Source organism: Morganella psychrotolerans, from assembly GCF_965118875.1.
Lineage (GTDB): Bacteria > Pseudomonadota > Gammaproteobacteria > Enterobacterales > Enterobacteriaceae > Morganella > Morganella psychrotolerans_C.
The window spans coordinates 1-24,783 of sequence record NZ_CBCPJD010000026.1 but is presented as its reverse complement, the minus strand read 5'-3'; the positions used below and the strand labels follow the sequence as shown (position 1 = coordinate 24,783).

Sequence of the window (24,783 nt, the reverse complement as noted above, 5' to 3'; positions counted from 1 at the left end):
TTATATCTGTATTTTGATAGTACATACCTAAATTTACATAATCGCAATTGTAATAATATTGATTATCATTTACTCTTTGTCTGAATCGGGAGGAATGATAATGTACGTTTGTCTGTGTAATGCTATCAGTGATAAAGCTATTCGTAATGTGGTGCGCCGGCATCAGGTTCATTCGTTTGGTGAATTACGTAAAATCATTCCTGTCGGTAATGAGTGTGGTAAGTGTATCCGCCATGCAAAAGCCGTTATCTCGGAAGAAAACATGTCCGTAGCGGTTGATCAGGTAGCCTGAATTTCCTCCGGATTTATCCCTGTCTGTCAATTTCTTGAGCTGTATCGCCATTTTATCACTGTAATATCCTCACGGTTGGATTGCCGGGTCTATACTAAACAGACTGGAAACAAGGAGGGCATATGAAAGGCGATAAAAAAATGATCTCTTATTTGAATAAACTGCTCGGGAATGAGCTGGTTGCAATTAATCAGTACTTTCTCCATGCGCGTATGTTCAAAAATTGGGGACTGACTAAGCTTAATAATAAAGAATATGAAGAATCAATAGATGAGATGAAACACGCCGATGAATATATTGAGCGTATTTTATTTCTGGAAGGGCTTCCGAATCTTCAGGATCTCGGTAAGTTGCATATTGGTGAAGACGTTGAAGAAATGCTTAAATCAGACCTTCAGCTGGAACTGGATGGCGCCAAAGATTTACGCGAAGCTATCGCCTATGCTGATTCCAAACAAGACTATGTCAGCCGTGATTTAATGATTAAAATCCTGGTAGAAGAAGAGTCGCATATCGACTGGATTGAAACGCAGTTAGATCTGATAGACCGTGTTGGCTTGCAAAACTATCAGCAGGCCCAGATGGCTGAAGATGAATAAGTGTAAATAAAAGTACATTATGAAACCGCCGGAAGATATTATATTCTTACCGGCGGTTTTTTTATTCTGTGATGCACAGGTATTAGCATCCGTCAAAACTATGGCGGAGATAATTTGCACAAATCCCGGTTTGTTGCTTGCTTTCGGCTTTTATCCACGTATAATACGCGGGCTTACCAATAGAGTAAGCCTGGTTGATACCAGCATTAAATGGCTGATGTTTAGCCCTTTATGAAAATATTCCCGATATGGGGATTACATCGAGAATGATTACACTCCCCCGTCAATCGAAATGGGTGCGAGGAGTAATTTTTTACGTTTATAAAATAGTTGGAGCTCTGGTCTCATGCAGAACCAAAGAATCCGTATCCGCCTTAAAGCTTTTGATCATCGCCTTATCGATCAATCAACTGCGGAAATCGTAGAGACTGCAAAGCGCACTGGTGCGCAAGTTCGTGGTCCTATCCCGCTGCCGACCCGTAAAGAGCGTTTTACCGTTCTGATTTCTCCGCACGTCAATAAAGATGCGCGCGATCAGTACGAAATTCGCACTCATAAGCGTCTGGTTGACATCGTTGAGCCAACTGAAAAAACCGTTGATGCTCTGATGCGTCTGGATCTGGCTGCCGGCGTTGACGTGCAGATCAGCCTGGGTTAATCAGGTATCAATTGATTGAGAGGTTGAAACAATGATTGGTTTAGTCGGTAAAAAAGTGGGTATGACCCGCATCTTCACTGAAGATGGCGTATCAATCCCTGTTACTGTTATCGAAATCGAAAATAACCGCGTAACTCAGGTTAAATCTGAAGATACTGATGGTTATCGTGCAGTTCAGGTTACCACCGGCAGCAAAAAAGCAAGCCGTGTGAACAAACCTAAAGCTGGACATTTCGCAAAAGCTGGTGTTGAAGCTGGTCGCCTGTTACGTGAATTCCGCCTGTCAGAGGGTGAAGAATTTACTGTTGGCCAAAGCATCAGTGTTGAAATTTTCGCTGACGTTAAGAAAGTTGACGTTACTGGTACATCCAAAGGTAAGGGCTTCGCTGGTACTGTTAAGCGTTGGAACTTCCGTACTCAGGATGCTACACATGGTAACTCCTTGTCTCACCGTGCTCCGGGTTCTATCGGTCAGAACCAGACTCCGGGTAAGGTATTTAAAGGCAAGAAAATGGCAGGTCAACTGGGTAACGAACGTGTAACCGTTCAGAGCCTGGATGTCGTTCGCGTTGACGCTGAACGCAACCTGCTGCTGGTAAAAGGTGCTGTCCCGGGTGCAACCGGTAGCAACCTGATTGTTAAACCAGCTGTCAAGGCTTAACGTCGAGGAGATAGGAATGGAATTGGTAATGAAAGACGCGCAAAGCGCGCTGACTGTTTCCGAAACTACCTTCGGGCGTGATTTCAATGAAGCACTTGTCCATCAAGTAGTTGTTGCTTACGCAGCTGGTGCTCGTCAAGGTACACGTGCTCAGAAAACTCGTGCTGAAGTTACTGGGTCTGGTAAAAAACCATGGCGCCAAAAAGGTACTGGTCGTGCTCGAGCTGGTTCTGTTAAGAGTCCAATCTGGCGCTCTGGTGGTATCACGTTCGCAGCGAAACCACAGGACCACAGTCAAAAAGTTAACAAAAAGATGTACCGCGGCGCGCTGAAAAGCATTCTGTCCGAACTGGTACGTCAGGATCGTCTGATTATCGTCGAAAATTTTGCTGTCGAAGCGCCTAAAACTAAGCTGCTGGTACAGAAATTGAAAGACATGGCGTTAGAAGACGTGATGATTATCACCCACGAAGTTGATGAGAACTTGTTCTTAGCAGCTCGCAACCTGTACAAGGTTGACGTGCGTGATGTCACTGCTATTGATCCGGTCAGTCTGATCGCGTTCAAAAAAGTAGTGATGACTGCTGAAGCAGTTAAGCAAGTTGAGGAGATGCTGGCATGATCCGTGAAGAACGTCTGCTAAAAGTACTGCGCGCGCCGCACGTATCTGAAAAAGCGTCTACCGCGATGGAAAAAACAAATACCATCGTGCTCAAAGTTGCTAAAGACGCGACTAAAGCTGAAGTTAAAGCTGCAGTTGAAAAACTGTTTGAAGTCAAAGTTGAAGGTGTTAACACTCTGCTTGTTAAAGGCAAAGTGAAGCGCCACGGTCAGCGTTCCGGTCGTCGTAGTGACTGGAAAAAAGCTTACGTCACCCTGCAGGAAGGCCAGAATCTGGACTTCGTCGGCGGCGCTGAATAAGTCGGAGGAGTAAAGAACAATGGCAATTGTTAAATGTAAACCTACGTCTCCGGGCCGTCGCCACGTTGTTAAAGTGGTTAACCCTGAGCTTCATAAGGGCAAGCCTTACGCCCCACTGCTTGAGAAAAACAACAAGTCAGGTGGTCGTAACAACAATGGCCGTATCACTACCCGTCACATCGGTGGTGGTCATAAGCAGAATTACCGTATTATTGACTTTAAACGCAATAAAGACGGTATCCCGGCTGTTGTGGAACGTTTGGAATATGATCCAAATCGTTCAGCAAATATTGCTCTGGTATTGTACAAAGACGGCGAACGCCGTTATATCCTGGCGCCTAAAGGCCTGAAGTCTGGTGATCAAATCCAGTCAGGTGTTGATGCAGCAATCAAAGCGGGTAACGCTTTGCCAATGCGCAACATCCCGGTTGGTTCTACTGTTCATAACGTAGAAATGAAACCAGGCAAAGGCGGTCAGTTAGCACGTTCTGCAGGTACTTACGTTCAAATCGTTGCGCGTGATGGTGCATATGTCACTATCCGTCTGCGCTCCGGTGAAATGCGTAAAATCCCTTCAGATTGCCGTGCAACTTTAGGTGAAGTTGGTAACGCTGAACACATGCTGCGCGTTCTGGGTAAAGCTGGTGCAAGTCGCTGGCGTGGTATTCGTCCTACCGTTCGCGGTACTGCGATGAACCCAGTTGACCATCCACATGGTGGTGGTGAAGGTCGTAACTTTGGTAAACACCCTGTAACACCTTGGGGCGTTCAGACTAAAGGTAAGAAGACCCGTAAAAACAAACGCACTGAACACTTCATCGTTCATCGTCGTACTAAGAAATAATTAGAGGATAAGCCATGCCACGTTCTCTCAAGAAAGGTCCTTTTATTGACCTGCACTTGCTGAAGAAGGTAGAGAAAGCGGTGGAAAGCGGTGACAAAAAGCCTGTTAAGACTTGGTCCCGTCGTTCAACGATCTTTCCTAACATGATCGGTTTGACCATCGCTGTCCATAATGGTCGTCAGCATGTTCCTGTTTATGTCACCGATGAAATGGTCGGTCACAAACTGGGCGAATTCGCACCGACTCGTACTTATCGCGGCCATGTGGCTGATAAAAAAGCCAAAAAGAAATAAGGTAGGAGGAAGAGATGGAAACTATTGCTATGCATCGCCACGCTCGTTCTTCTGCTCAGAAGGTTCGCCTGGTGGCTGACCTGATCCGCGGTAAGAAGGTGTCGCAAGCTCTGGAAATTTTAGCTTTTACCAACAAGAAAGCTGCTGGTTTAGTTAAAAAAGTCCTGGAGTCTGCTATTGCTAACGCAGAACACAACGATGGCGCTGACATCGATGATCTGAAAGTAGCGAAGATTTTCGTTGACGACGGCCCAACCATGAAGCGCATCATGCCTCGTGCAAAAGGTCGTGCAGATCGTATTCTTAAGCGCACCAGTCACATTACTGTGGTTGTGTCCGATCGCTGAGACTCTGGAGACTAGCAATGGGTCAGAAAGTACATCCAAATGGTATTCGCCTGGGTATTGTTAAACCTTGGAACTCTACCTGGTTTGCGAACACCAAAGAATTCGCTGACAATTTAGACGGCGATTTCAAAGTACGTAAGTACTTAACAAAAGAACTGGAAAAAGCGTCAGTATCACGCATCGTTATCGAACGTCCGGCTAAAAGCATTCGTGTGACTATTCACACTGCCCGCCCTGGTATCGTAATCGGTAAAAAAGGCGAAGACGTCGAGAAACTGCGTAAAAGCGTTTCAGACATCGCTGGCGTTCCTGCGCAAATTAATATTGCCGAAGTACGTAAACCTGAACTGGACGCAAAATTAGTTGCTGACAGCATCACTTCACAGCTGGAACGTCGTGTTATGTTCCGTCGTGCTATGAAGCGTGCTGTACAGAACGCGATGCGTTTAGGCGCTAAAGGTATTAAAGTGGAAGTAAGCGGTCGTTTAGGCGGCGCTGAAATCGCGCGTACTGAGTGGTATCGTGAAGGCCGTGTGCCTTTGCATACCCTGCGTGCAGACATCGATTACAATACATCTGAAGCACAAACTACTTATGGTGTGATCGGCGTTAAAGTGTGGATCTTCAAAGGCGAGATCCTGGGTGGCATGGCTGCAGTTGAACAGGCGGAAAAACCGTCTGCTCAACCTAAAAAACAGCAGCGTAAAGGCCGTAAGTAAGGAGAGTCGCTGAATGTTACAACCAAAGCGTACAAAATTCCGTAAGATGCACAAAGGCCGTAACCGCGGCCTGGCAGCTGGCGCGGATGTGAGCTTCGGCACTTATGGTCTGAAAGCTGTTGGCCGTGGTCGTCTGACTGCCCGTCAGATCGAAGCAGCACGTCGTGCTATGACCCGTGCAGTTAAGCGTCAGGGTAAAATCTGGATCCGTGTGTTCCCAGACAAACCTATCACTGAAAAACCTCTTGAAGTGCGTATGGGTAAAGGTAAAGGTAACGTAGAATATTGGGTTGCCTTAATCCAGCCTGGCAAAGTCCTGTATGAAATGGACGGCGTATCAGAAGAGCTTGCTCGTGAAGCATTCAAGCTGGCAGCAGCTAAACTGCCTATCAAAACCACCTTTGTAACTAAGACGGTGATGTAATGAAAGCAAAAGAGCTGCGTGAAAAAAGCGTTGAAGAGCTGAACACTGAGCTGCTGAACCTGCTGCGCGAGCAATTTAACCTGCGTATGCAAGCGGCAAGCGGCCAGTTACAACAGTCTCATCTGTTGAAACAAGTGCGTCGTAATGTTGCACGTGTTAAGACTTTATTGACTGAGAAGGCGGGTGCGTAATGACCGATAAAATCCGTACTCTGCAAGGTCGTGTTGTTAGTGACAAAATGGAGAAATCCATTGTTGTGACTATCGAGCGTATGGTGAAACACCCGCTGTATGGTAAGTTCATCAAACGTACGACCAAACTGCACGTACATGATGAGAACAATGAATGTGGTACAGGGGATCTCGTTGAAATTCGTGAAACCCGTCCACTGTCCAAGACTAAATCTTGGGCCTTAGTTCGCATCTTAGAAAAAGCAGAGCTGTAATAGCCTGGTTTTCTGGTGTAGAATAAACGGCTCGGCTTTATGAGCCGTTTATTTTTTTCTATCCATAACGAAGATGTGGTGTTATAATGCCGCGCCCTCGATATATGGGTATTTGGACAGCCATTCCCTTTTGGACTGGCTCAGTAGTAGTTGACTTTTAGCGGAGCACTAAAATGATCCAAGAACAGACTATGCTGACCGTTGCCGATAACTCCGGTGCACGTCGCGTAATGTGTATCAAGGTTCTAGGTGGCTCGCACCGTCGCTACGCAGCCGTAGGCGACATTATCAAAATTACCATCAAGGAAGCAATTCCGCGTGGTAAAGTTAAAAAAGGTGATGTTCTGAAAGCAGTAGTGGTGCGCACCAAGAAGGGTGTTCGTCGCCCTGACGGTTCTGTCATTCGCTTCGATAGCAACGCTTGTGTATTGTTAAACAATAACAGCGAGCAAGTTATCGGTACGCGTATTTTTGGGCCGGTAACTCGTGAACTTCGTAACGAGAAGTTTATGAAAATTATCTCACTGGCACCTGAAGTACTCTAAGGAGCGGCACTATGGCAGCAAAAATCCGTCGTGATGACGAAATTATTGTGCTAACCGGGAAAGACAAAGGTAAGCGCGGTAAAGTAAAACAGGTTCTTTCTTCCGGGAAAGTCCTCGTTGAAGGTATCAATCTGGTTAAGAAACATCAGAAGCCGGTTCCGGCCCTGAACCAACCAGGTGGCATCGTTGAAAAAGAAGCTGCAATTCAGGTTTCTAACGTTGCAATCTTCAATGCGGCAACCGGCAAGGCTGACCGTGTAGGTTTTAGATTCGAAGACGGCAAAAAAGTCCGTTTCTTCAAATCTAACAGCGAAACTATCAAGTAACTTTTGGAGTATACGATGGCGAAACTGCATGATTTTTATAAAGACGATGTAGTTAAACAACTGATGTCTCAGTTTAGCTACAATTCTGTCATGCAAGTCCCTCGGGTCGAGAAGATCACCCTGAATATGGGTGTTGGTGAAGCAATTGCTGATAAAAAACTGCTGGATAACGCAGCGGCTGACTTAGCAGCAATCTCTGGTCAAAAGCCATTGATCACCAAAGCACGCAAATCTGTTGCAGGCTTCAAAATCCGCCAGGGCTATCCAATCGGCTGTAAAGTAACCCTGCGTGGCGAACGCATGTGGGAGTTCTTTGAGCGTCTGATTTCTATTGCTGTACCACGTATTCGTGACTTCCGCGGTTTATCCGCTAAGTCTTTCGATGGTCGCGGTAACTACAGCATGGGCGTACGTGAACAAATCATCTTCCCTGAAATCGATTACGATAAAGTGGATCGTGTACGTGGTCTTGATATTACTATCACTACCACAGCGAAATCAGATGACGAAGGTCGCGCACTGTTATCAGCGTTTAACTTCCCGTTTCGCAAGTAAGGCAGGGTATTCATGGCTAAGAAATCTATGAAAGCGCGTGATGTAAAGCGTGCAAATTTAGCTGAGAAATTCTTCGCAAAACGCGCAGAACTGAAAGCTACCATCTCCGATGTTAACGCATCAGATGATGATCGTTGGGATGCTGTTCTGAAGCTTCAATCTCTGCCACGTGATTCCAGTCCTTCCCGTCAGCGTAACCGTTGCCGCCAAACCGGGCGTCCACATGGTTTTCTGCGGAAGTTTGGCTTAAGCCGTATTAAGGTCCGTGAAGCCGCTATGCGCGGTGAAATCCCTGGCCTTAAGAAAGCAAGCTGGTAATTGTCACCATTTTGAATCACGGGAGTAAAGACAGATGAGCATGCAAGATCCCATCGCGGATATGCTGACCCGTATCCGTAACGGTCAGACCGCGAATAAAGTTGCGGTCACCATGCCTTCCTCCAAGCTGAAAGTGGCAATTGCCAACGTGCTGAAGGAAGAAGGTTATATTGAAGATTTTAAAATCGAAGGCGACACCAAGCCGGAACTGGAATTAACTCTTAAGTATTTCCAGGGTCAGGCGGTTGTAGAAAGTATTCAACGCGTAAGCCGCCCGAGTCTGCGTATTTATAAGCGCAAAGACGATCTGCCACAAGTTATGGCAGGTATGGGTATCGCAGTTATTTCTACATCTAAAGGTGTAATGACTGATCGTGCAGCTCGCCAGGCTGGTCTTGGTGGCGAGATTCTCTGCTACGTAGCATAATATCGGGAGGAAAGCATGTCTCGTGTTGCAAAAGCACCCGTCGTCATTCCTGCCGGCGTAGAGGTAAAACTCAACGGTCAGGTTATTTCGATTAAGGGTAAAAACGGCGAGCTGAGCCGTAATGTCCACAACGCTGTAGAAGTTCAACAAGCGGACAACCAGTTAACATTTGGTCCACGTGACGGTTATACCGACGCATGGGCACAAGCTGGTACAACTCGTGCGCTGGTTAACGCTATGGTCGTTGGTGTTACCGAAGGCTTCTCTAAGAAGCTGCAACTGGTAGGTGTAGGTTATCGTGCCGCTATCAAAGGTGATGTAGTAAACCTGTCTGTAGGTTTCTCTCATCCGGTTGAGCACAAACTACCGGCAGGTGTTACTGCTGAATGTCCGACTCAGACTGAAATCGTACTGAAAGGTGCTGATAAGCAAGTAGTTGGCCAGATAGCGGCAGACCTGAGAGCCTATCGTCGCCCTGAACCTTATAAAGGTAAAGGTATTCGCTACGCCGACGAAGTCGTGCGTATTAAAGAGGCTAAGAAGAAGTAAGGTAACACTATGGATAAGAAAGCAGCTCGTATCCGTCGTGCGACCCGCGCACGCCGCAAGCTCCAGGAACTTGGTGCGACGCGACTGGTGGTACATCGTACCCCACGCCATATTTATGCGCAGGTTATTGCACCAAACGGTTCTGAAACGTTGGTTGCCGCTTCTACTTTAGAAAAAGCTATCAGCGAGCAAGTAAAAAGCACAGGAAACAAAGATGCCGCAATCGCAGTAGGTAAAGCTATTGCTGAGCGCGCACTGGAAAAAGGGATTACTCGTATTTCCTTTGACCGTTCTGGTTTCCAATATCATGGTCGAGTCCAGGCACTGGCAGATGCTGCCCGTGAAGCTGGCCTACAGTTCTAAGGTAGAGGTGTAAGATGGCACACATCGAAAAACAGGCTGGCGAACTGCAGGAAAAGCTAATCGCGGTAAACCGCGTATCTAAAACTGTTAAAGGTGGTCGTATCTTCAGTTTCACTGCATTGACTGTAGTGGGTGATGGTAATGGTCGCGTTGGTTTTGGTTACGGTAAGGCGCGCGAAGTTCCGGCAGCAATCCAGAAAGCGATGGAAAAAGCCCGTCGCAACATGAGAACCGTTGCACTCAACAGCGGTACGTTATTCCACCCAGTGAAAGGCGCACACACCGGTTCCCGCGTGTTTATGCAGCCTGCTCACGAAGGTACCGGTATTATCGCCGGTGGTGCAATGCGTGCTGTGCTTGACGTCGCCGGTGTTCGCAACGTTCTGGCTAAAACCTACGGTTCCACGAATCCAATGAACGTTGTTCGTGCAACGCTGGACGCTTTAGATAGCATGAAGTCTCCGGAAATGGTTGCAGCTAAGCGTGGTAAATCCGTCGAAGAAATTCTGGGGTAATGGACCATGGCTAAGACTATTAAAATTACACAAATCCGCAGCTCAATCGGCCGCCTGCCTAAACACAAGGCAACGCTGGTCGGTTTAGGTCTGCGTCATATTGGTCACACTGTTGAACGCGAAGATACACCTGCGGTTCGTGGTATGGTCAATCGTATTTCCTATATGGTTAAGGTTGAGGAGTAACAGATGCAATTAAATACTCTGTCTCCGGCAGCAGGTGCTAAACACGCACCAAGACGTGTAGGTCGTGGTATTGGTTCAGGTCTCGGTAAAACCGCCGGCCGTGGTCACAAAGGTCAGAGCTCTCGTTCTGGCGGTGGCGTACGTCGTGGGTTTGAAGGTGGCCAGATGCCTTTATATCGTCGTCTGCCAAAATTCGGCTTTACTTCACGTAAAGCGATGGTCACTGCTGAGATCCGTTTATCTGATCTGCAGTTGATCGAAGGCGATGAAATCGATCTCAATGTATTGAAAGCCGCAAACGTTATTGGTCCACAGATTGAATACGCGAAAGTGTTTCTTTCAGGTGAACTGACTCGTGCAGTTACTGTACGCGGCCTGCGTGTTACTAAAGGCGCTCGTGCTGTTATCGAAGCTGCTGGCGGTAAAATCGAGGAATAAGTAACAGATGGCAAAGCAACCAGGTACAGATTTCCAAAGTGCTAAAGGCGGAGTAGGTGAGTTAAAGCGTCGTTTATTGTTTGTTATCGGCGCACTGATTGTTTTCCGTATTGGTTCTTTCATTCCTATCCCTGGTATTGATGCCACTGTTCTTGCGAAATTGCTCGAGCAACAACAGGGCACCATCATTGAAATGTTTAACATGTTCTCTGGTGGTGCGTTGAGTCGTGCTTCTATCTTTGCGCTGGGTATCATGCCGTATATTTCGGCATCTATTATTATCCAGCTTCTGAGTGTGGTTAATCCACGCTTAGCTGAGATTAAGAAAGAAGGGGAAGCTGGCCGTCGTAAGATTAGCCAGTACACCCGGTATAGTACGTTAGTCCTCGCGATTTTCCAGTCTATCGGTATCGCGACCGGCTTACCAAATATGCCTGGTATGCAGGGTCTGGTAATTAATCCGGGCTTTGCATTCTATTTCACGGCTGTTGTAAGTTTGGTGACGGGAACTATGTTCCTGATGTGGCTTGGCGAACAGATTACTGAACGTGGTATCGGTAACGGTATCTCAATCATTATCTTCGCAGGTATTGTCGCGGGTTTACCGTCGGCAATCGGTCACACCATCGAGCAGGCTCGTCAAGGCGAACTGCACTTCCTCCTGTTGCTATTGGTTGCAGTTTTAGTGTTTGCGGTTACTTGCTTTGTTGTCTTCATGGAGCGTGGTCAGCGTCGTATCGTCGTTAACTATGCAAAACGTCAGCAAGGCCGCCGTGTATATGCGGCACAAAGTACACATTTACCGTTGAAAGTGAATATGGCGGGTGTAATTCCTGCAATTTTTGCTTCCAGTATTATCCTGTTCCCTGGTACAATTGCATCTTGGTTCGGTGATGGTACGGGTTGGGATTGGCTGACAACAATTTCTATGTATCTGCAGCCGGGCCAGCCGCTCTATGTGTTACTTTATGCTACTGCAATCATATTCTTCTGTTTCTTTTATACCGCATTGGTATTTAATCCAAGAGAAACAGCAGATAACCTGAAGAAGTCCGGTGCATTTGTACCAGGAATTCGTCCGGGAGAGCAAACGGCCAAGTACATCGATAAAGTAATGACTCGTTTAACATTAGTTGGCGCGTTGTATATTACCTTTATCTGCCTAATCCCGGAGTTCATGCGTGACGCAATGAAAGTGCCTTTCTACTTTGGTGGTACTTCCCTCTTAATCGTGGTTGTGGTCATCATGGACTTTATGGCTCAAGTGCAAACTCTGATGATGTCAAGTCAGTATGAGTCTGCATTGAAAAAAGCGAACCTCAAAGGTTATAACCGTTAATTCGGTGGCTTTAGAAGTTACGGAGAGTAAAAATGAAAGTTCGTGCTTCCGTCAAGAAATTATGCCGTAACTGCAAAATCGTTAAGCGTCACGGTGTCGTGCGTGTGATTTGCAGTGCTGAGCCTAAGCATAAACAGCGTCAAGGCTAATAAAAAGCATATTTTTCTTGCAAAGTTGGGTTGAGCTGGCTAAATTAGCCAGCCAATCTTTTGGTTAAATGCGGTTTTACTGTTTGAGTATCCTGAAAACGGGCTTTTCAGAACAGTATTACCCCAAATTATTTAGGAGTGCATAGTGGCCCGTATAGCAGGCATTAACATTCCTGATCATAAACATGCCGTAATTGCATTAACATCAATTTTCGGTATCGGCTTAACCCGTTCACAGTCTATCTGTAAAGCGACGGGTATTGCTGAAAATGTTAAGATCAGTGAGCTATCTGAAGAGCAAATCGACCAGCTGCGTGACGAAGTTGCTAAATACGTTGTAGAAGGTGACTTGCGCCGTGAAGTGACCCTCAGCATCAAACGTCTTATGGACATTGGTTGCTATCGTGGTTTACGCCATCGTCGTGGTCTTCCAGTACGCGGTCAGCGTACCAAGACTAACGCACGTACCCGCAAGGGTCCGCGTAAGCCGATCAAGAAATAATCGGGGAATCTTATAATGGCAAAAGCACCTGTTCGTGCACGCAAGCGTGTAAGAAAACAAGTCTCTGACGGTGTGGCTCATGTCCATGCTTCTTTCAACAACACAATCGTTACTATTACTGATCGTCAGGGTAACGCATTAGGTTGGGCAACTGCCGGTGGTTCCGGTTTCCGTGGTTCTCGTAAATCAACTCCATTCGCAGCACAAGTTGCAGCAGAACGTTGCGCAGAGGCTGTGAAAGAGTACGGTATTAAGAATCTGGAAGTTATGGTTAAAGGACCTGGTCCTGGCCGTGAGTCAACTGTTCGCGCGTTAAACGCGGCCGGTTTCCGCATCACGAATATTACTGATGTGACTCCGATCCCTCATAACGGTTGTCGTCCTCCGAAAAAACGTCGCGTTTAATCGCTCTTACGTTTTTAGGATAGTTGGAGAAAGAAAATGGCTAGATATTTGGGTCCTAAGCTCAAGCTGAGCCGTCGCGAGGGAACAGACCTCTTTCTGAAGTCTGGTGTTCGCGCGATTGACACCAAGTGTAAATTAGATCAAGCACCAGGCCAGCACGGCGCACGTAAACCGCGTCTGTCTGATTATGGTGTTCAGTTACGTGAAAAGCAAAAAGTTCGTCGTATGTACGGCGTGCTGGAACGTCAGTTCCGTAACTACTATAAAGAAGCAACTCGTCTTAAAGGCAACACAGGTGAAAACCTGCTGACTCTGCTGGAAGGCCGTTTAGATAACGTTATTTATCGTATGGGCTTTGGTGCGACACGTGCAGAATCACGTCAAATCGTCGGACATAAAGCTGTAATGGTAAATGGCCGTGTCGTAAACATTGCTTCTTATCAGGTTTCCCCTAACGACGTAATCAGCATTCGTGAAAAAGCGAAAAAACAGTCTCGTATTAAGGCTGCTTTAGAGCTGGCTGAGCAGCGTGAAAAACCAACTTGGTTGGAAGTTGATGCTGCGAAAATGGAAGGTGTGTTCAAACGTATTCCTGAGCGTACTGACCTTTCTGCTGATATTAACGAGCACCTGATCGTCGAGCTTTACTCCAAGTAAAGCTTAGCACCAAAGAGAGGACACAATGCAGGGTTCTGTGACAGAGTTTCTAAAACCGCGCCTGGTTGATATCGAGCAAATCAGTTCGACGCACGCCAAGGTGACCCTTGAACCATTAGAGCGTGGCTTCGGTCATACTCTGGGTAACGCACTGCGCCGTATTCTGCTTTCGTCTATGCCGGGTTGTGCGGTAACTGAGGTTGAGATTGATGGTGTACTCCATGAGTACAGCACTAAAGAAGGTGTACAGGAAGATATCCTGGAAATTCTGCTCAACCTGAAAGGGCTGGCGGTTAAGCTTCAGGGGAAAGATGATGTTATCTTAACCTTGAATAAATCTGGCATTGGCCCTGTGACTGCAGCCGACATCATCCATGACGGTGATGTTGAGATCGTCAAGCCGGAGCACGTAATTTGCCACCTCACTGACGAAGGCGCATCTATTAATATGCGCATTAAAGTTCAGCGTGGTCGTGGTTATGTTCCGGCGTCTGCCCGAATTCATTCGGAGGAAGATGAGCGCCCAATCGGTCGTCTGTTAGTAGACGCGTGCTACAGCCCAGTTGAGCGTATTGCTTACAATGTTGAAGCCGCACGTGTTGAGCAGCGCACTGACTTGGATAAATTGGTCATCGAAATGGAAACTAACGGTACAATTGATCCAGAAGAATCAATTCGCCGTGCAGCGACTATTTTGGCTGAACAGCTGGAAGCTTTTGTTGACTTACGTGATGTTCGTCAGCCAGAAGTGAAAGAAGAGAAGCCAGAATTCGATCCGATTTTACTGCGCCCTGTAGACGATCTCGAATTGACTGTCCGCTCTGCTAACTGTCTCAAGGCAGAAGCAATCCACTACATCGGTGATCTGGTTCAGCGTACAGAAGTTGAGTTGCTCAAAACGCCTAACCTCGGTAAGAAATCACTTACTGAAATTAAAGACGTTCTGGCATCTCGTGGCTTATCTCTGGGCATGCGCCTGGAAAACTGGCCACCGGCAAGTATTGCTGACGAATAAGATCACAGGTTAAGGTTTTACTGAGAAGGATAAGGTCATGCGCCATCGTATGAGTGGTCGTCAATTGAACCGCAACAGCAGCCATCGCCAAGCTATGTTTCGTAACATGGCCGGTTCTTTAGTTCGTCATGAGATAATCAAGACGACTTTGCCTAAAGCAAAAGAACTGCGTCGCGTTGTTGAGCCGTTGATTACCCTGGCTAAAACGGATAGCGTTGCTAACCGTCGTTTAGCTTTCGCCCGTACTCGTGATAACGAGATCGTGGCAAAACTGTTCAACGAACTGGGCCCGCGTTTCGCACAGCGTGCAGGTGGTTACACCCGCATTCTGAAATGTGGTTTCCGTACCGGTGACAATGCTCCAATGGCTTACATTGAGCTTGTTGACCGTGCTGAATCCCAGACGGAAGCAGTAGCAGAGTAATCTGTTGCTGTGTAAAAAAACCGGGTTTTACCCGGTTTTTTTATTTCTGCTTTTTATTAGTAGTGCCGCTCAATTCCCCCTATAGCTCATATCCTCTTATTCTTCCCGGCAACATACAAAATTTTACTATTCTGCTATTATGATTTCGCACTTAATGATGTCAGGAGATTTCTTATGTACCGAATTGGTCAGCTGGCAAAACTTGCAGAAGTCACTCCGGATACCATCCGTTTCTATGAAAAGCAGGGAATGATGGATCATCAGTCCCGGACAGATGGCGGATACCGTTTATATACAGAGCAAGACTTGCACCGGCTGCGGTTTATCCGGTATGCGAAACAACTGGGTTTTACACTGGATGCGATCAGTGAATTATTATCGATCCGTGTTGATCCTGAGCATCATACTTGTCAGGAGTCGAAACAGATTGTTGATGAACGGCTCAAAGATGTGGAAAGTAAGTTGGTTGAAATGCAACGTATGCGGGATTCTTTGAAAATGCTTAGTGATGCATGCTGTGGTACGGCACACGTCAGTTCGCAATGTACTATTTTGGAGATCCTTGAACAGGGTGCTGTAGAGCCTTGTGGTTGCTCAGTAAAAAGTAAATAATATGTTTTATAAATAACATTTTAAAAAAACAACATAGTTAATGAGGTTACTATGACAAAGTATGCGCATAAGCGCGGCATAATAAATGACAATGCCCTGGAAGCACTATTATCTGACCCGATTTTTCGTCAGCGGGTTGAGAAAAATAAGAAAGGAAAAGGAAGTTATAACCGGAAAGAAAAATTCAATAAGGCAGATAACCGGGAGGCCGGTAGTAAACGATTCGAGGATCTTTTACTACCGGCCTTTTAGTTTATTATTTATTTTGTTCTTTTAATAAATCACGGATTTCAGTTAATAACTGCTGTTCAACCGGAGGTGCCTCTGGTTCAGCTGGTGCTTCAGCTTGCTCACGACGTAATTTATTCAGCATTTTGATTGCAATAAAGATGGCAAATGCCACGATGACAAAATCAAATACAGTTTGTAGAAAGACGCCATAATTAAGTAAAACCGCAGGAGCACTACCACTTGCCTCGCGTAGCACGACAGTGAATTGTTTGAAATCAATACCCCCGATAAGTAATCCCAGCGGTGGCATGATGATATCGGCAACTAATGAGGAAACGATTTTCCCGAATGCCGCACCGATAATAATACCGACGGCCATATCGACGACGTTTCCGCGCATAGCAAATTCACGAAACTCTTTTATGAAGCTCATAGCTCATCCCTTACCTAAATGTTAACAAGTTGTCATCTTCGAGTATAAGACCAATAACATTAACTATCAAAGCATTAAGTAACTATTTATAGGAAGAATGGACTCGGTTGGAAGAGCTTTTCCACCTCCGGAACATGGCGTTTATCAGTGATAAACAGCACAACATGATCTCCTTGTTCAATACTGTGCTCGTCATTTGCAATAATTACCTGTTCATCTCTGACAATAGCACCGATTATTGTGCCCGGTGGCAGCTTAATATTGGCAATTTTTCGCCCGACAACCTTAGACGTATTTTCATCTCCGTGGGCAATTGCCTCAATTGCTTCAGCTACACCACGACGTAATGAGGATACACTGACAATATCTGCTTTGCGTACATGTCCAAGTAAGGCTGAGATTGTTGCTTGTTGCGGGGAGATGGCAATATCAATGACGCCGCCCTGAACGAGATCAACATAAGCACTCCGCTGAATGAGTACCATGGCTTTTTTGGCGCCCATACGTTTGGCGAGCATCGCGGACATAATATTAGCTTCATCATCATTGGTCAGAGCGATAAATACATCGACCTGCTCAATATGTTCCTCTGCCAATAATTCCTGGTCAGAGGCATCACCGTAAAAAACGATGGTGTCATGCAGTAATTCTGCCAGATCTGTTGCACGGGTGGGGTTATGCTCAATCAGTTTAACGCTGTAATCTTTTTCGATACGTAACGCCAGTCCGGCACCTACGTTTCCGCCACCGACAATCATGATCCGTTTATACGGTTTTTCCAGTCGCTGTAATTCACTCATGACGGCGCGGATATGTTCTGATGCAGCGACAAAAAACACTTCATCGCCAGCTTCAATAATCGTTGAACCCTGGGGACGAATTGGTCGGTCCTGACGGAAAATCGCAACGACGCGCGTTTCAATATGTGGCATATGCTCGCGCAGGCTGGAGAGTGCATTCCCGACCAGGGAACCGCCATAGTAAGCTTTTACTGCCACAATACTGACCCGGCCCTCGGCAAAATTAACAACCTGCAATGCGCCGGGGTATTGGATAAGCTTATAGATATTATCGATAACCAGTTGCTCAGGGGCTATCAGGTAGTCAATCGGAATGGCTTCGGGCAGAAATAGTTTATCCGCCTCACGTACATATTCGGAAGATCGGATCCGCGCTATCTTATTCGGTGTATTAAATAAGGTATAAGCGACCTGGCAGGCTATCATATTCGTTTCGTCAGAATTGGTCACCGCCACGAGCATATCGGCATCTTCTGCGCCGGCTTCCCGAAGCACGCGGGGATGTGAGCCGGATCCATTGATAACCCGGAGATCGAATTTATCCTGTAACTGGCGCAGTCTGTCCGGATTAGTATCCACAACAGTAATATCGTTGTTCTCATCAACTAAGTTTTCTGCCAGTGTGCCGCCGACTTGCCCGGCACCGAGAATAATAATTTTCATATAAATGATCGTCCGGTTTTGTTTATCAGCTACGTTTAGTCAGTTTAGCGTAAAAGAATCCGTCTCCGCTTTGTGCATCCGGCAGCATCTGATAACCGGATACCGGCGTGTCAGTTAATACCGCATCACTGTGAGCGGACAGGAAATGATTTACCTGATGAATGTTTTCTTCCGGTAATACGGAGCAGGTCGCATACACCATTGTTCCGCCGGGTTTGAGATATGGCCAGATCGCTTCCAGTATCTCCCGTTGCAGTGCTGCCAGCTCATCAATATCACTGTCGCGGCGCAGCCATTTAATATCCGGATGCCGTCTGATGACGCCGGTCGCGGAGCAGGGCGCATCCAGCAGGATACGATCAAACATTTGTGATTCTACCCATTGTTCCGGATAACGTCCGTCACCGGTTTTGACCGTGGCGTGCTGTTTCAGTCGCTGTAAATTCTCATTTACCCGTGTTAAACGTTGTTTATCCACATCAACAGCCATGACGTGTGCGTGGGGAGCAATCTCTAAAATATGAGTTGTTTTCCCACCGGGAGCGGCACATAAATCTAAAATAGTTTCATTATTCTGCGGCGCTAACAAAAGGGCGCAGCCCTGCGCTGAGCTGTCCTGGACAGTCGCCCAGCCTTCAGAAAACCCCGGCAGGTCAGTAACCGGACAGGGTATTGCCAGGCGAAGTGCATCCGGATATGACGGGTTATAAAAGGCTTCAATCCCGGCTTCCGCCAGAAGCGCCTGATAAACAGGTGCAGAGTGGTGATTACGGTTAATCCGCAGCCACATCGGTGGCTTTTCATTGTTCGCGGTTATGACTGATTCCCATTTATCAGGGTAAGCAGCCTGAATACGGGAGAGTAACCATTTCGGATGTAACCAGCGGCTTTCTGTATTGGCAAAACGCTCAGCAAGTTGCGGCTCCTGGCGCTGAAACTGACGTAATACGCCGTTAATCAGTCCTTTTAGTTGTGGTTTTTTCAGTACCACTGCACCGTTTACTGTCTCTGATAATGCCGCATGAGGCGGGATTCGGGTATAACGGAGCTGATAAAGCCCGGTTAAAATCAGATAGTGCAGCACGCGCTGCTTTCCGGTTAGTGGTTTTGCCATTAATTGCTGAGAATACCACTCCAGCTCAGGCAGAACCCGCATCACGCCAAAGCATAGCTCCTGAAGCAGTGCTTTATCTTTCGGATTAATATCCCGCTGATAATCAGGCAGGATAGCACTGAGAGATTGTCCCTGATCCAATACCTGGCTGATGGCTTTGGCTGCAATACTGCGTAAGTTATAACTGTTTTTCATTGTTGTTCCGGTGCGCCGGCGATAATGATGAAGAGAAGGCGTGGCCGGCATACCACCGGGGCTGTTGTCGGCCACGGAACATAATTAAAGTGTGTTACCGGGGATAAACCACTCTTTACGCGAATTCAGGATATCAGTCGCTGACATCGGTTTTTTACCGGCGGGCTGTAATTGCGTCATATTCAGAATGCCGTCAGTCGTTGCTATTTGTATACCGGACTTATCTGCACGGATGATTGTTCCGGGTGCCGCAGTGACAGGCTCTGCTATCACATTTGCCTGCCAGACTTTTACCGGTTGTTCATCAATGACCAGATAACTGACCGGCCACGGATTAAATGCGCGGATGCAGCGCTCAAGCTGTGCTGCGGATAAATTCCAGTCCAGCCGGGCTTCTTCTTTGCTCAGTTTTTCTGCATAGGTTACCAGCCCGCTGTTCTGCGGTTCCGGCTGTAATTCGTTCCGGCAAACCAGTGATAATGTATGCAACAGCGCCTGTGGTCCGATATCAGCCAGTTTTTCATATAATGATGCGCTGGTATCTTCTGCGGTGATATCACATGAGGCTTTGTAGAGCATGTCACCGGTATCCAGACCGGCATCCATCTGCATAATGGTAACACCGGTTTCAGCGTCTCCGGCCCACAGGGCGCGCTGAATAGGTGCGGCTCCGCGCCATGCCGGCAGCAGTGAACCATGAACATTCAGGCAACCCAGGCGCGGAATATCCAGCACTGCCTGTGGTAAAATCATCCCGTAAGCCACGACAATCATGATGTCAGCCTGCTGTTCGCGCAGCCACTGATGATTCTCTTCTTTGCGTAATGTTGCCGGCTGAAATACAGGAATATCGTGCTGCTGTGCCAGTTCTTTTACCGGTCCTGCGGTGATCTTTTTTCCGCGTCCGGCCGGGCGATCCGGCATGGTTAATACGCCAACGACGTCATGCTCTGAGTTAATCAGCGCATTCAGATGGCGTGCGGCAAAATCAGGCGTTCCTGCAAAAATAATACGTAATGAATCTGACACGTTGCTTTCCTGTAAGAATAATAATGCCACAAACAGTTACAGCGCCGGAGCACTATAGCGGCATGTGGCAGGTAAAAAGCCGCCGGGTATTATGAACGGCCGTTGAGCCTGTCCATTTTCTCGACTTTCTGGCGGATGCGCTGGCGTTTCAGAGCAGAAAGGTAATCAACGAATAGTTTACCTTCCAGGTGATCCATTTCATGCTGGATACAAATGGCCAGTAAATCACCGGTTTCCAGCTCGAAAGGCTTGCCATTATAGTCAAGCGCCCTGATTTTTACGTGCTCAGCACGCGGTACAAACGCCCGCTGTTCAGGAATTGATAAACAACCTTCTTCAATTCCGGCTTCCCCGGATTTTTCAATCAGCTCAGGGTTAATCAGTACCAGACGCTCGTTTCGTTCTTCGGATACATCAATCACAATAATGCGCTGGTGGACATCAACCTGAGTCGCTGCCAGCCCGATGCCTTCCTCTTCATACATTGTTTCAAACATATCATCGACGATCTTTTGGATCGCAGCATCGACTTTTTCGACAGGCTTTGCAATCTTGCGAAGCCGCTCGTCGGGATAATGTAATACAGTTAATAACGCCATAGATTTTTTCGTGTTCTATCTAAAAAATGGATGGAAATTAATGTCTATTCTAGACAGTTATCAGCCTGATTGACAGTATTGCACATAGCGGATACCGCATTTTTATCACAGGCTCAGCCGGGATGGCAGGATGGACGAAAGGGAAATTTGGTTACGCCTGGCGTGTATCAGGCGGTTAAGTACACATCATGCCGTTAGTGTGGCGAAAACACTGACGGAGATCTGCTCACAGAAAAAAGCACAGATCCAGCGGCAGTTATACCATTGCGGATTAACACTGGCGCAATGTCAGCAGTTTATGAATGTGAATTCATCACGGCTGAAAACAGCACTTTTATGGACTGATTTACCGGGTAACTCGATATTGCCTCTGTCATCACCACTCTATCCATTTTTATTAAAGCAGATCTATTCCCCTCCGACTGTGCTTTTTGTGGCAGGGCAGTGTGCAGAGTTGTCCGCGCCGCAGGTCAGCCTGGTGGGTAGTCGCGCCACAACCCATTATGGTGAGAAATGGGCTGAATCCTTTACCCGTCATCTGGTGCAGCATGACCTGGTAATAACGAGCGGGCTGGCTGCCGGAATTGACGGATGCTGTCATCGCGCGGCATTGGCGGCGGGCGGGAAAACTATCGCGGTATTAGGCAGCGGGCTTTCTCATATTTATCCCGCAAGACACCGGCAACTGGCGGAAACAATCACAGAGAAAGGGGCGCTTGTCTCCGAATACTTTCCGGATATTCCTCCGCTGGCAAAAAACTTTCCCCGCCGTAACCGTATTATCAGTGGGCTGAGCCGCTTGCTGATTGTTATTGAAGCAGGTCGGCGGAGTGGATCACTGATCACCGCGCAGTGTGCACTGGAACAGGGGCGGGATGTTTTCACTCTTCCGGCGGTACTGGGGCATCCGGCTTATGAAGGTAACCACTGGCTATTGCAGCAGGGCGCGTATATTGCGACTGCACCACCTGATATTACGGATCATCTCGCGTTGGATATGCAGTGGCTTCCGTTACCGGATATACAGAAGGTTAAAGAAATTAAAGAAGAAGAGGCTATTGCAGAGCAGGAAGAGTTGCCATTTGCACATGTGCTGATTAATGTGGATGATGAACCCACTCCGCCGGATGTTATTGCACAACGGTGTGAACTACCGGTCACTGAGGTGACCACACAACTGTTGCAGCTTGAGTTATCGGGTAAAATAGCCGTGGTTAGCGGGGGATATATCCGCCTGCATAAATAAAACGGTATTGGCGTAAGGTGAAATTAAAATGTCAACATCAACAGCAGAGTGCTGTCCGCAATGTGGCGGGCAACTGGTTATCCGTAATGGCGCCCACGGGCCTTTTTTCGGCTGCTCTGCCTATCCTGAGTGTGATTATATCCGTCCGTTAAAAGCAGGGACTGACGGACACATTATAAAAGTGCTGGACGGACAGTTGTGTCCGCAGTGCGGAGGAACGCTGGTTTTGCGTCAGGGGAGGTATGGCATGTTTATCGGATGTGGTAATTATCCGGAATGTGAATATGTGGCCTCTATGAATTCACCTGATGAAACAACAATGGCTTGCCCGCAATGCCATGACGGAAAGCTGCTCCAGCGTAAATCTCGGTTCGGAAAAACATTTTATGCCTGTAATCGTTATCCGGCGTGTCAATTTTCAATTAATAATCAACCGGTTGTTGGTGAGTGCGAATATTGCCATTATCCGCTACTGGTGGAAAAGAAGACGGCGGCGGGTATAAAATTAAGTTGTGCGAGTAAAGCCTGCGCAAAACAACAAAAATAACAAAATGAGAAGAATGATGAATCATAATGACACAGCAACTAATTTCGATGAAATAATAAATATGCTTAACAATCATAAGGTTATCTCTTATCCGACCGAGGCGGTATTTGGTCTGGGTTGTGATCCGGATAGTGAAAAAGCCGTAATGGCACTACTGGATCTGAAGCAGCGCCCGTGGGATAAAGGCTTGATTTTAATCGCTGATAATTACGATCAGGTAAAACCCTATATTGATGATTCGCGGCTGACAACTGAACAACGTGATGCGATGTTTGCCACATGGCCGGGTCCGGTTACCTGGGTTATACCGGCAAAATCAACAACGCCGAAGTGGCTGACCGGGCGTTTTGACTCGCTGGCCGTTCGTGTGACTGACCATCCGGTGGTAAAAGCATTATGTTCAGCCTATGGAAAGCCGGTTGTTTCGACCAGTGCAAATCTGAGCGGTTATGAACCCTGCCGGACAACTGAGGAAGTTAATCAGCAGTTTAACAGGCGCATCCCGGTGGTGGATGGTCTGGTCGGCGGGCGACCGAATCCGTCTGAAATCCGTGATGCACTGACCGGGCAGTTATATCGTCAGGGCTGACAGAGTACCAAAAGGATCAGGAATGAAAAAATTTGCTGTTTTTGGTCATCCCATTGCACACAGTCAGTCACCGTTTATTCATCAGGAATTTGCAAAGCAATTTGACATTGAGCTGAGCTATGAGCGGATACTCTCTCCACTGGCCGGTTTTCGTGATTGTATTTCTGCTTTTTTTGCTGATGGCGGGCTTGGCGCTAATGTGACTCTGCCTTTTAAAGAGCAGGCTTACGCGCTATCAGATGAATTGAGCGAGCGGGCTCAAATTTGCGGAGCCGTAAATACACTGCATCTGAAAGAGAATAACCGGATATTTGGCGATAATACGGATGGTGAAGGGCTGGTGATTGATTTGCAGCGTCTCAATTTCATCCGCCCTGGCGGGAAAATTTTGCTGATAGGTGCTGGTGGTGCAGCCCGGGGGGCATTGTTGCCATTGTTACGGGCGGGCGGTGCGGTTACTGTTACAAACAGGACACTAGCTAAAGCACAATCCCTGGCGGAACAATTTTCTGTATATGGTGATGTTAGTGCGGTGGCCACAGATAAAACGGATACAACCGGTTTTTCTCTTATTATTAATGCAACATCATCCGGTGTTGACGGTGGCGTACCACAGATCCCGGTATCGTTGTTGAATAACACGGTTGCCTGCTATGACATGTTTTACCGGGCAGGGCTGACACCGTTCCTGCAACTTGCTGTGGATAATGGCGTGGTGCGCTATGCTGACGGGCTTGGAATGCTGGCCGGACAAGCGGCTTTCGCCTTTAAATTATGGCATGGCGTTTTACCTGATATCGCACCGGTACTGGCACAGCTTAAACAGAGGATGGCATGATGAATCAGTCAATTCAGTTTCCTGACCGTGAATCCAGGGATGATGATCAGCAATGTATTATCTTTCCGGTCATGATTAACGGTTTTTTGTCTGATTGCTGTGTCTCCGGACAATATTTGGAATCCCGCTACGGGACAGATATTGACGAAGATATGCTGGCTCTCTTCCGCCGGAACCGTTGGGATCTGGAGGAAGAGTTCGCTGAGTTTATTGAAAAGGATGGAGCTGAAGAATCACTTTATCGGTTACCCTGCGACAGATAGTCGTTTTTCCACATGACATAGTTATCTGCTGAATGTTTCAGCCCTTCATATTCTTCCGGTTTCAGCGGGCGGGCAACTTTTGCGGGGCTGCCTAAGTAAAGGTATCCGCTTTCCAGTCGTTTACCGGGAGATACCAGACTGCCTGCGCCGATAATAACGTCATCTTCAACAACCACGCCATCCAGCAGAGTCGAGCCCATCCCCACAAGAACACGATCCCCGATAGTACAACCGTGCAGCATTACTTTGTGACCGACCGTCACATCATCACCAATAATAAGAGGATGGCCTGCCGGGTTATCGCTGGTCTGATGGGATACATGTAAAACAGAACCATCCTGAATATTTGTACGCTGTCCTATCTGAATGTAGTTTACATCCCCGCGTGCCACAACAAGCGGCCAGATACCGACATCATCTGCTATACGAACATCACCGATAATGACAGAAGAGTTGTCGATCATGACATTTTTACCAATGGATGGTGTCAATGTCAGATAAGGGCGGAGTTTATTCACAATTATTACCTCTGTTTATTTCTGTGTATTAATGAATTTTAGTGATCTTAGCCAGAGAGTTCACCACAGGCAATGTAACTTTCGGGCGGAATTGCCGAAAAATACGACTCAATGCTCAAAAGACAAACAGTCAGTAAGGAAATTCAAAAAAAGAGTTGTGCAAAAATAAAAGCTCCCTATAATGCGCCCT

43 protein-coding genes are annotated in these 24,783 nt (G+C 47.0%); 37 read left to right on the top strand and 6 right to left on the bottom strand.

Translation table 11 applies throughout. From position 1 onward, the window contains the following. The first annotated feature begins 100 nt into the window (after positions 1-100). The 32 genes from bfd (at position 101) to ACMHKJ_RS18600 (ending at position 15,780) form a co-directional block, all read left to right on the top strand. Positions 101-292, top strand: coding sequence for a bacterioferritin-associated ferredoxin (bfd, locus tag ACMHKJ_RS18755; RefSeq protein ID WP_067401977.1), 192 nt, complete (start codon positions 101-103; stop codon positions 290-292). A gap of 122 nt (positions 293-414) precedes the next feature. After that, complete coding sequence (bfr, locus tag ACMHKJ_RS18750) at positions 415-891, top strand: bacterioferritin (protein WP_413496299.1); 477 nt, start codon at positions 415-417, stop codon at positions 889-891. 346 nt (positions 892-1,237) lie between these two features. Beyond that, positions 1,238-1,549, top strand: coding sequence for a 30S ribosomal protein S10 (gene rpsJ, locus ACMHKJ_RS18745; protein WP_001181005.1), 312 nt, complete (start codon positions 1,238-1,240; stop codon positions 1,547-1,549). A 31-nt stretch (positions 1,550-1,580) separates the two neighbouring features. Next, the gene (rplC, locus tag ACMHKJ_RS18740) at positions 1,581-2,210 is read left to right on the top strand and encodes a 50S ribosomal protein L3 (protein WP_067365771.1); all 630 of its coding nucleotides are present in this window, start codon (positions 1,581-1,583) and stop codon (positions 2,208-2,210) included. Between the two features lie 16 nt (positions 2,211-2,226). Then, the gene (gene rplD / locus ACMHKJ_RS18735) at positions 2,227-2,832 is read left to right on the top strand and encodes a 50S ribosomal protein L4 (protein ID WP_067365773.1); all 606 of its coding nucleotides are present in this window, start codon (positions 2,227-2,229) and stop codon (positions 2,830-2,832) included. After that, on the top strand, positions 2,829-3,131 hold the full coding sequence (gene rplW, locus ACMHKJ_RS18730; protein WP_067365775.1) for a 50S ribosomal protein L23: 303 nt from the start codon (positions 2,829-2,831) through the stop codon (positions 3,129-3,131). Before rplD ends, rplW begins: the two co-directional genes overlap by 4 nt. Positions 3,132-3,150: 19 nt before the next feature. Beyond that, a complete protein-coding gene (gene rplB / locus ACMHKJ_RS18725) occupies positions 3,151-3,975 on the top strand; it encodes a 50S ribosomal protein L2 (RefSeq protein ID WP_413496297.1) in 825 nt (274 codons plus the stop codon). Between the two features lie 14 nt (positions 3,976-3,989). Continuing rightward, positions 3,990-4,268 carry a 30S ribosomal protein S19 gene (gene rpsS / locus ACMHKJ_RS18720; protein ID WP_067365783.1) on the top strand — a complete coding sequence of 93 codons (279 nt, stop codon included), beginning with the start codon at positions 3,990-3,992 and terminating at the stop codon, positions 4,266-4,268. A gap of 14 nt (positions 4,269-4,282) precedes the next feature. Next, a complete protein-coding gene (rplV, locus tag ACMHKJ_RS18715; RefSeq protein ID WP_067365785.1) occupies positions 4,283-4,615 on the top strand; it encodes a 50S ribosomal protein L22 in 333 nt (110 codons plus the stop codon). A 17-nt stretch (positions 4,616-4,632) separates the two neighbouring features. After that, positions 4,633-5,334 (top strand): 30S ribosomal protein S3, encoded by a 702-nt coding sequence (rpsC, locus tag ACMHKJ_RS18710; RefSeq protein WP_413496295.1) that lies wholly within the window; start codon positions 4,633-4,635, stop codon positions 5,332-5,334. Positions 5,335-5,347: 13 nt separating this feature from the next. After that, on the top strand, positions 5,348-5,758 hold the full coding sequence (rplP, locus tag ACMHKJ_RS18705) for a 50S ribosomal protein L16 (RefSeq protein WP_067365789.1): 411 nt from the start codon (positions 5,348-5,350) through the stop codon (positions 5,756-5,758). Further along, positions 5,758-5,949: a 50S ribosomal protein L29 gene (gene rpmC / locus ACMHKJ_RS18700; RefSeq protein ID WP_027275666.1), complete on the top strand. Its 192-nt coding sequence runs from the start codon at positions 5,758-5,760 to the stop codon at positions 5,947-5,949. The genes rplP and rpmC overlap by 1 nt, the downstream gene beginning before the upstream one ends. Further along, complete coding sequence (gene rpsQ, locus ACMHKJ_RS18695) at positions 5,949-6,203, top strand: 30S ribosomal protein S17 (RefSeq protein ID WP_067365792.1); 255 nt, start codon at positions 5,949-5,951, stop codon at positions 6,201-6,203. Before rpmC ends, rpsQ begins: the two co-directional genes overlap by 1 nt. A gap of 173 nt (positions 6,204-6,376) precedes the next feature. Continuing rightward, positions 6,377-6,748, top strand: coding sequence for a 50S ribosomal protein L14 (gene rplN, locus ACMHKJ_RS18690; RefSeq protein ID WP_067365795.1), 372 nt, complete (start codon positions 6,377-6,379; stop codon positions 6,746-6,748). An 11-nt stretch (positions 6,749-6,759) separates the two neighbouring features. Continuing rightward, entirely contained in the window at positions 6,760-7,074 is a 315-nt protein-coding gene (gene rplX, locus ACMHKJ_RS18685; protein ID WP_067365797.1) for a 50S ribosomal protein L24, read from the top strand. A 15-nt stretch (positions 7,075-7,089) separates the two neighbouring features. Further along, the gene (gene rplE, locus ACMHKJ_RS18680) at positions 7,090-7,629 is read left to right on the top strand and encodes a 50S ribosomal protein L5 (RefSeq protein ID WP_067365800.1); all 540 of its coding nucleotides are present in this window, start codon (positions 7,090-7,092) and stop codon (positions 7,627-7,629) included. A gap of 12 nt (positions 7,630-7,641) precedes the next feature. Further along, positions 7,642-7,947 carry a 30S ribosomal protein S14 gene (rpsN, locus tag ACMHKJ_RS18675; protein ID WP_413496293.1) on the top strand — a complete coding sequence of 102 codons (306 nt, stop codon included), beginning with the start codon at positions 7,642-7,644 and terminating at the stop codon, positions 7,945-7,947. 34 nt (positions 7,948-7,981) lie between these two features. Then, positions 7,982-8,374 (top strand): 30S ribosomal protein S8, encoded by a 393-nt coding sequence (gene rpsH, locus ACMHKJ_RS18670; RefSeq protein ID WP_067365806.1) that lies wholly within the window; start codon positions 7,982-7,984, stop codon positions 8,372-8,374. A 15-nt stretch (positions 8,375-8,389) separates the two neighbouring features. Continuing rightward, the gene (gene rplF / locus ACMHKJ_RS18665) at positions 8,390-8,923 is read left to right on the top strand and encodes a 50S ribosomal protein L6 (RefSeq protein WP_067365809.1); all 534 of its coding nucleotides are present in this window, start codon (positions 8,390-8,392) and stop codon (positions 8,921-8,923) included. Positions 8,924-8,932: 9 nt separating this feature from the next. After that, complete coding sequence (rplR, locus tag ACMHKJ_RS18660; RefSeq protein WP_067423849.1) at positions 8,933-9,286, top strand: 50S ribosomal protein L18; 354 nt, start codon at positions 8,933-8,935, stop codon at positions 9,284-9,286. 14 nt (positions 9,287-9,300) lie between these two features. Further along, positions 9,301-9,801, top strand: a complete 501-nt coding sequence (rpsE, locus tag ACMHKJ_RS18655) for a 30S ribosomal protein S5 (RefSeq protein ID WP_413496291.1) — start codon at positions 9,301-9,303, stop codon at positions 9,799-9,801. Between the two features lie 6 nt (positions 9,802-9,807). Then, positions 9,808-9,987, top strand: coding sequence for a 50S ribosomal protein L30 (gene rpmD / locus ACMHKJ_RS18650; RefSeq protein ID WP_067365818.1), 180 nt, complete (start codon positions 9,808-9,810; stop codon positions 9,985-9,987). A gap of 3 nt (positions 9,988-9,990) precedes the next feature. After that, positions 9,991-10,425 carry a 50S ribosomal protein L15 gene (gene rplO, locus ACMHKJ_RS18645; protein ID WP_067365820.1) on the top strand — a complete coding sequence of 145 codons (435 nt, stop codon included), beginning with the start codon at positions 9,991-9,993 and terminating at the stop codon, positions 10,423-10,425. Positions 10,426-10,432: 7 nt separating this feature from the next. Beyond that, on the top strand, positions 10,433-11,764 hold the full coding sequence (secY, locus tag ACMHKJ_RS18640; protein WP_067365822.1) for a preprotein translocase subunit SecY: 1,332 nt from the start codon (positions 10,433-10,435) through the stop codon (positions 11,762-11,764). Positions 11,765-11,796: 32 nt separating this feature from the next. Then, complete coding sequence (rpmJ, locus tag ACMHKJ_RS18635) at positions 11,797-11,913, top strand: 50S ribosomal protein L36 (protein ID WP_015422332.1); 117 nt, start codon at positions 11,797-11,799, stop codon at positions 11,911-11,913. 145 nt (positions 11,914-12,058) lie between these two features. Beyond that, entirely contained in the window at positions 12,059-12,415 is a 357-nt protein-coding gene (gene rpsM / locus ACMHKJ_RS18630; RefSeq protein ID WP_067365825.1) for a 30S ribosomal protein S13, read from the top strand. Between the two features lie 15 nt (positions 12,416-12,430). Next, positions 12,431-12,820: a 30S ribosomal protein S11 gene (gene rpsK, locus ACMHKJ_RS18625; RefSeq protein ID WP_067365829.1), complete on the top strand. Its 390-nt coding sequence runs from the start codon at positions 12,431-12,433 to the stop codon at positions 12,818-12,820. Between the two features lie 36 nt (positions 12,821-12,856). Next, a complete protein-coding gene (gene rpsD, locus ACMHKJ_RS18620; RefSeq protein WP_067365832.1) occupies positions 12,857-13,477 on the top strand; it encodes a 30S ribosomal protein S4 in 621 nt (206 codons plus the stop codon). Positions 13,478-13,502: 25 nt separating this feature from the next. Further along, positions 13,503-14,492 carry a DNA-directed RNA polymerase subunit alpha gene (locus ACMHKJ_RS18615; protein ID WP_067365835.1) on the top strand — a complete coding sequence of 330 codons (990 nt, stop codon included), beginning with the start codon at positions 13,503-13,505 and terminating at the stop codon, positions 14,490-14,492. 37 nt (positions 14,493-14,529) lie between these two features. Beyond that, complete coding sequence (gene rplQ / locus ACMHKJ_RS18610) at positions 14,530-14,916, top strand: 50S ribosomal protein L17 (protein WP_067365837.1); 387 nt, start codon at positions 14,530-14,532, stop codon at positions 14,914-14,916. Between the two features lie 174 nt (positions 14,917-15,090). Continuing rightward, on the top strand, positions 15,091-15,528 hold the full coding sequence (zntR, locus tag ACMHKJ_RS18605; protein WP_413496288.1) for a Zn(2+)-responsive transcriptional regulator: 438 nt from the start codon (positions 15,091-15,093) through the stop codon (positions 15,526-15,528). 51 nt (positions 15,529-15,579) lie between these two features. Beyond that, entirely contained in the window at positions 15,580-15,780 is a 201-nt protein-coding gene (locus ACMHKJ_RS18600; RefSeq protein WP_413496287.1) for an alternative ribosome-rescue factor A, read from the top strand. A gap of 4 nt (positions 15,781-15,784) precedes the next feature. On the opposite strand, the gene mscL is transcribed toward ACMHKJ_RS18600, so the two are convergent. The 5 genes from mscL to def all read right to left on the bottom strand — a co-directional run bounded on the left by mscL (position 15,785) and on the right by def (position 20,592). Next, positions 15,785-16,192: a large-conductance mechanosensitive channel protein MscL gene (gene mscL, locus ACMHKJ_RS18595; RefSeq protein ID WP_413496286.1), complete on the bottom strand. Its 408-nt coding sequence runs from the start codon at positions 16,190-16,192 to the stop codon at positions 15,785-15,787. An 86-nt stretch (positions 16,193-16,278) separates the two neighbouring features. After that, a complete protein-coding gene (gene trkA / locus ACMHKJ_RS18590) occupies positions 16,279-17,655 on the bottom strand; it encodes a Trk system potassium transporter TrkA (protein ID WP_067402006.1) in 1,377 nt (458 codons plus the stop codon). Between the two features lie 25 nt (positions 17,656-17,680). After that, positions 17,681-18,964: a 16S rRNA (cytosine(967)-C(5))-methyltransferase RsmB gene (gene rsmB, locus ACMHKJ_RS18585; protein ID WP_413496285.1), complete on the bottom strand. Its 1,284-nt coding sequence runs from the start codon at positions 18,962-18,964 to the stop codon at positions 17,681-17,683. 84 nt (positions 18,965-19,048) lie between these two features. Further along, the gene (gene fmt, locus ACMHKJ_RS18580) at positions 19,049-19,993 is read right to left on the bottom strand and encodes a methionyl-tRNA formyltransferase (protein WP_413496284.1); all 945 of its coding nucleotides are present in this window, start codon (positions 19,991-19,993) and stop codon (positions 19,049-19,051) included. Between the two features lie 89 nt (positions 19,994-20,082). Further along, a complete protein-coding gene (gene def, locus ACMHKJ_RS18575; protein WP_413496283.1) occupies positions 20,083-20,592 on the bottom strand; it encodes a peptide deformylase in 510 nt (169 codons plus the stop codon). A gap of 130 nt (positions 20,593-20,722) precedes the next feature. Between def and dprA the strand changes: the two genes are divergently transcribed. From dprA to ACMHKJ_RS18550, 5 genes are read left to right on the top strand one after another with little or no spacing between them, the layout of a single operon-like run. Next, complete coding sequence (dprA, locus tag ACMHKJ_RS18570; RefSeq protein WP_413496281.1) at positions 20,723-21,838, top strand: DNA-processing protein DprA; 1,116 nt, start codon at positions 20,723-20,725, stop codon at positions 21,836-21,838. Positions 21,839-21,866: 28 nt separating this feature from the next. Beyond that, on the top strand, positions 21,867-22,385 hold the full coding sequence (locus tag ACMHKJ_RS18565; RefSeq protein WP_413496279.1) for a DNA topoisomerase family protein: 519 nt from the start codon (positions 21,867-21,869) through the stop codon (positions 22,383-22,385). 16 nt (positions 22,386-22,401) lie between these two features. Further along, positions 22,402-22,974 carry an L-threonylcarbamoyladenylate synthase type 1 TsaC gene (gene tsaC / locus ACMHKJ_RS18560; RefSeq protein ID WP_413496303.1) on the top strand — a complete coding sequence of 191 codons (573 nt, stop codon included), beginning with the start codon at positions 22,402-22,404 and terminating at the stop codon, positions 22,972-22,974. A gap of 22 nt (positions 22,975-22,996) precedes the next feature. Further along, positions 22,997-23,812: a shikimate dehydrogenase gene (gene aroE, locus ACMHKJ_RS18555; RefSeq protein ID WP_413496278.1), complete on the top strand. Its 816-nt coding sequence runs from the start codon at positions 22,997-22,999 to the stop codon at positions 23,810-23,812. Further along, the gene (locus tag ACMHKJ_RS18550) at positions 23,809-24,075 is read left to right on the top strand and encodes a DUF1488 family protein (protein WP_413496276.1); all 267 of its coding nucleotides are present in this window, start codon (positions 23,809-23,811) and stop codon (positions 24,073-24,075) included. Before aroE ends, ACMHKJ_RS18550 begins: the two co-directional genes overlap by 4 nt. On the opposite strand, the gene ACMHKJ_RS18545 is transcribed toward ACMHKJ_RS18550, so the two are convergent. Next, positions 24,051-24,596: a gamma carbonic anhydrase family protein gene (locus tag ACMHKJ_RS18545; RefSeq protein ID WP_413496301.1), complete on the bottom strand. Its 546-nt coding sequence runs from the start codon at positions 24,594-24,596 to the stop codon at positions 24,051-24,053. The two genes, ACMHKJ_RS18550 and ACMHKJ_RS18545, sit on opposite strands and share 25 nt — an antisense overlap. Between the last annotated feature and the right edge of the window lie 187 nt (positions 24,597-24,783).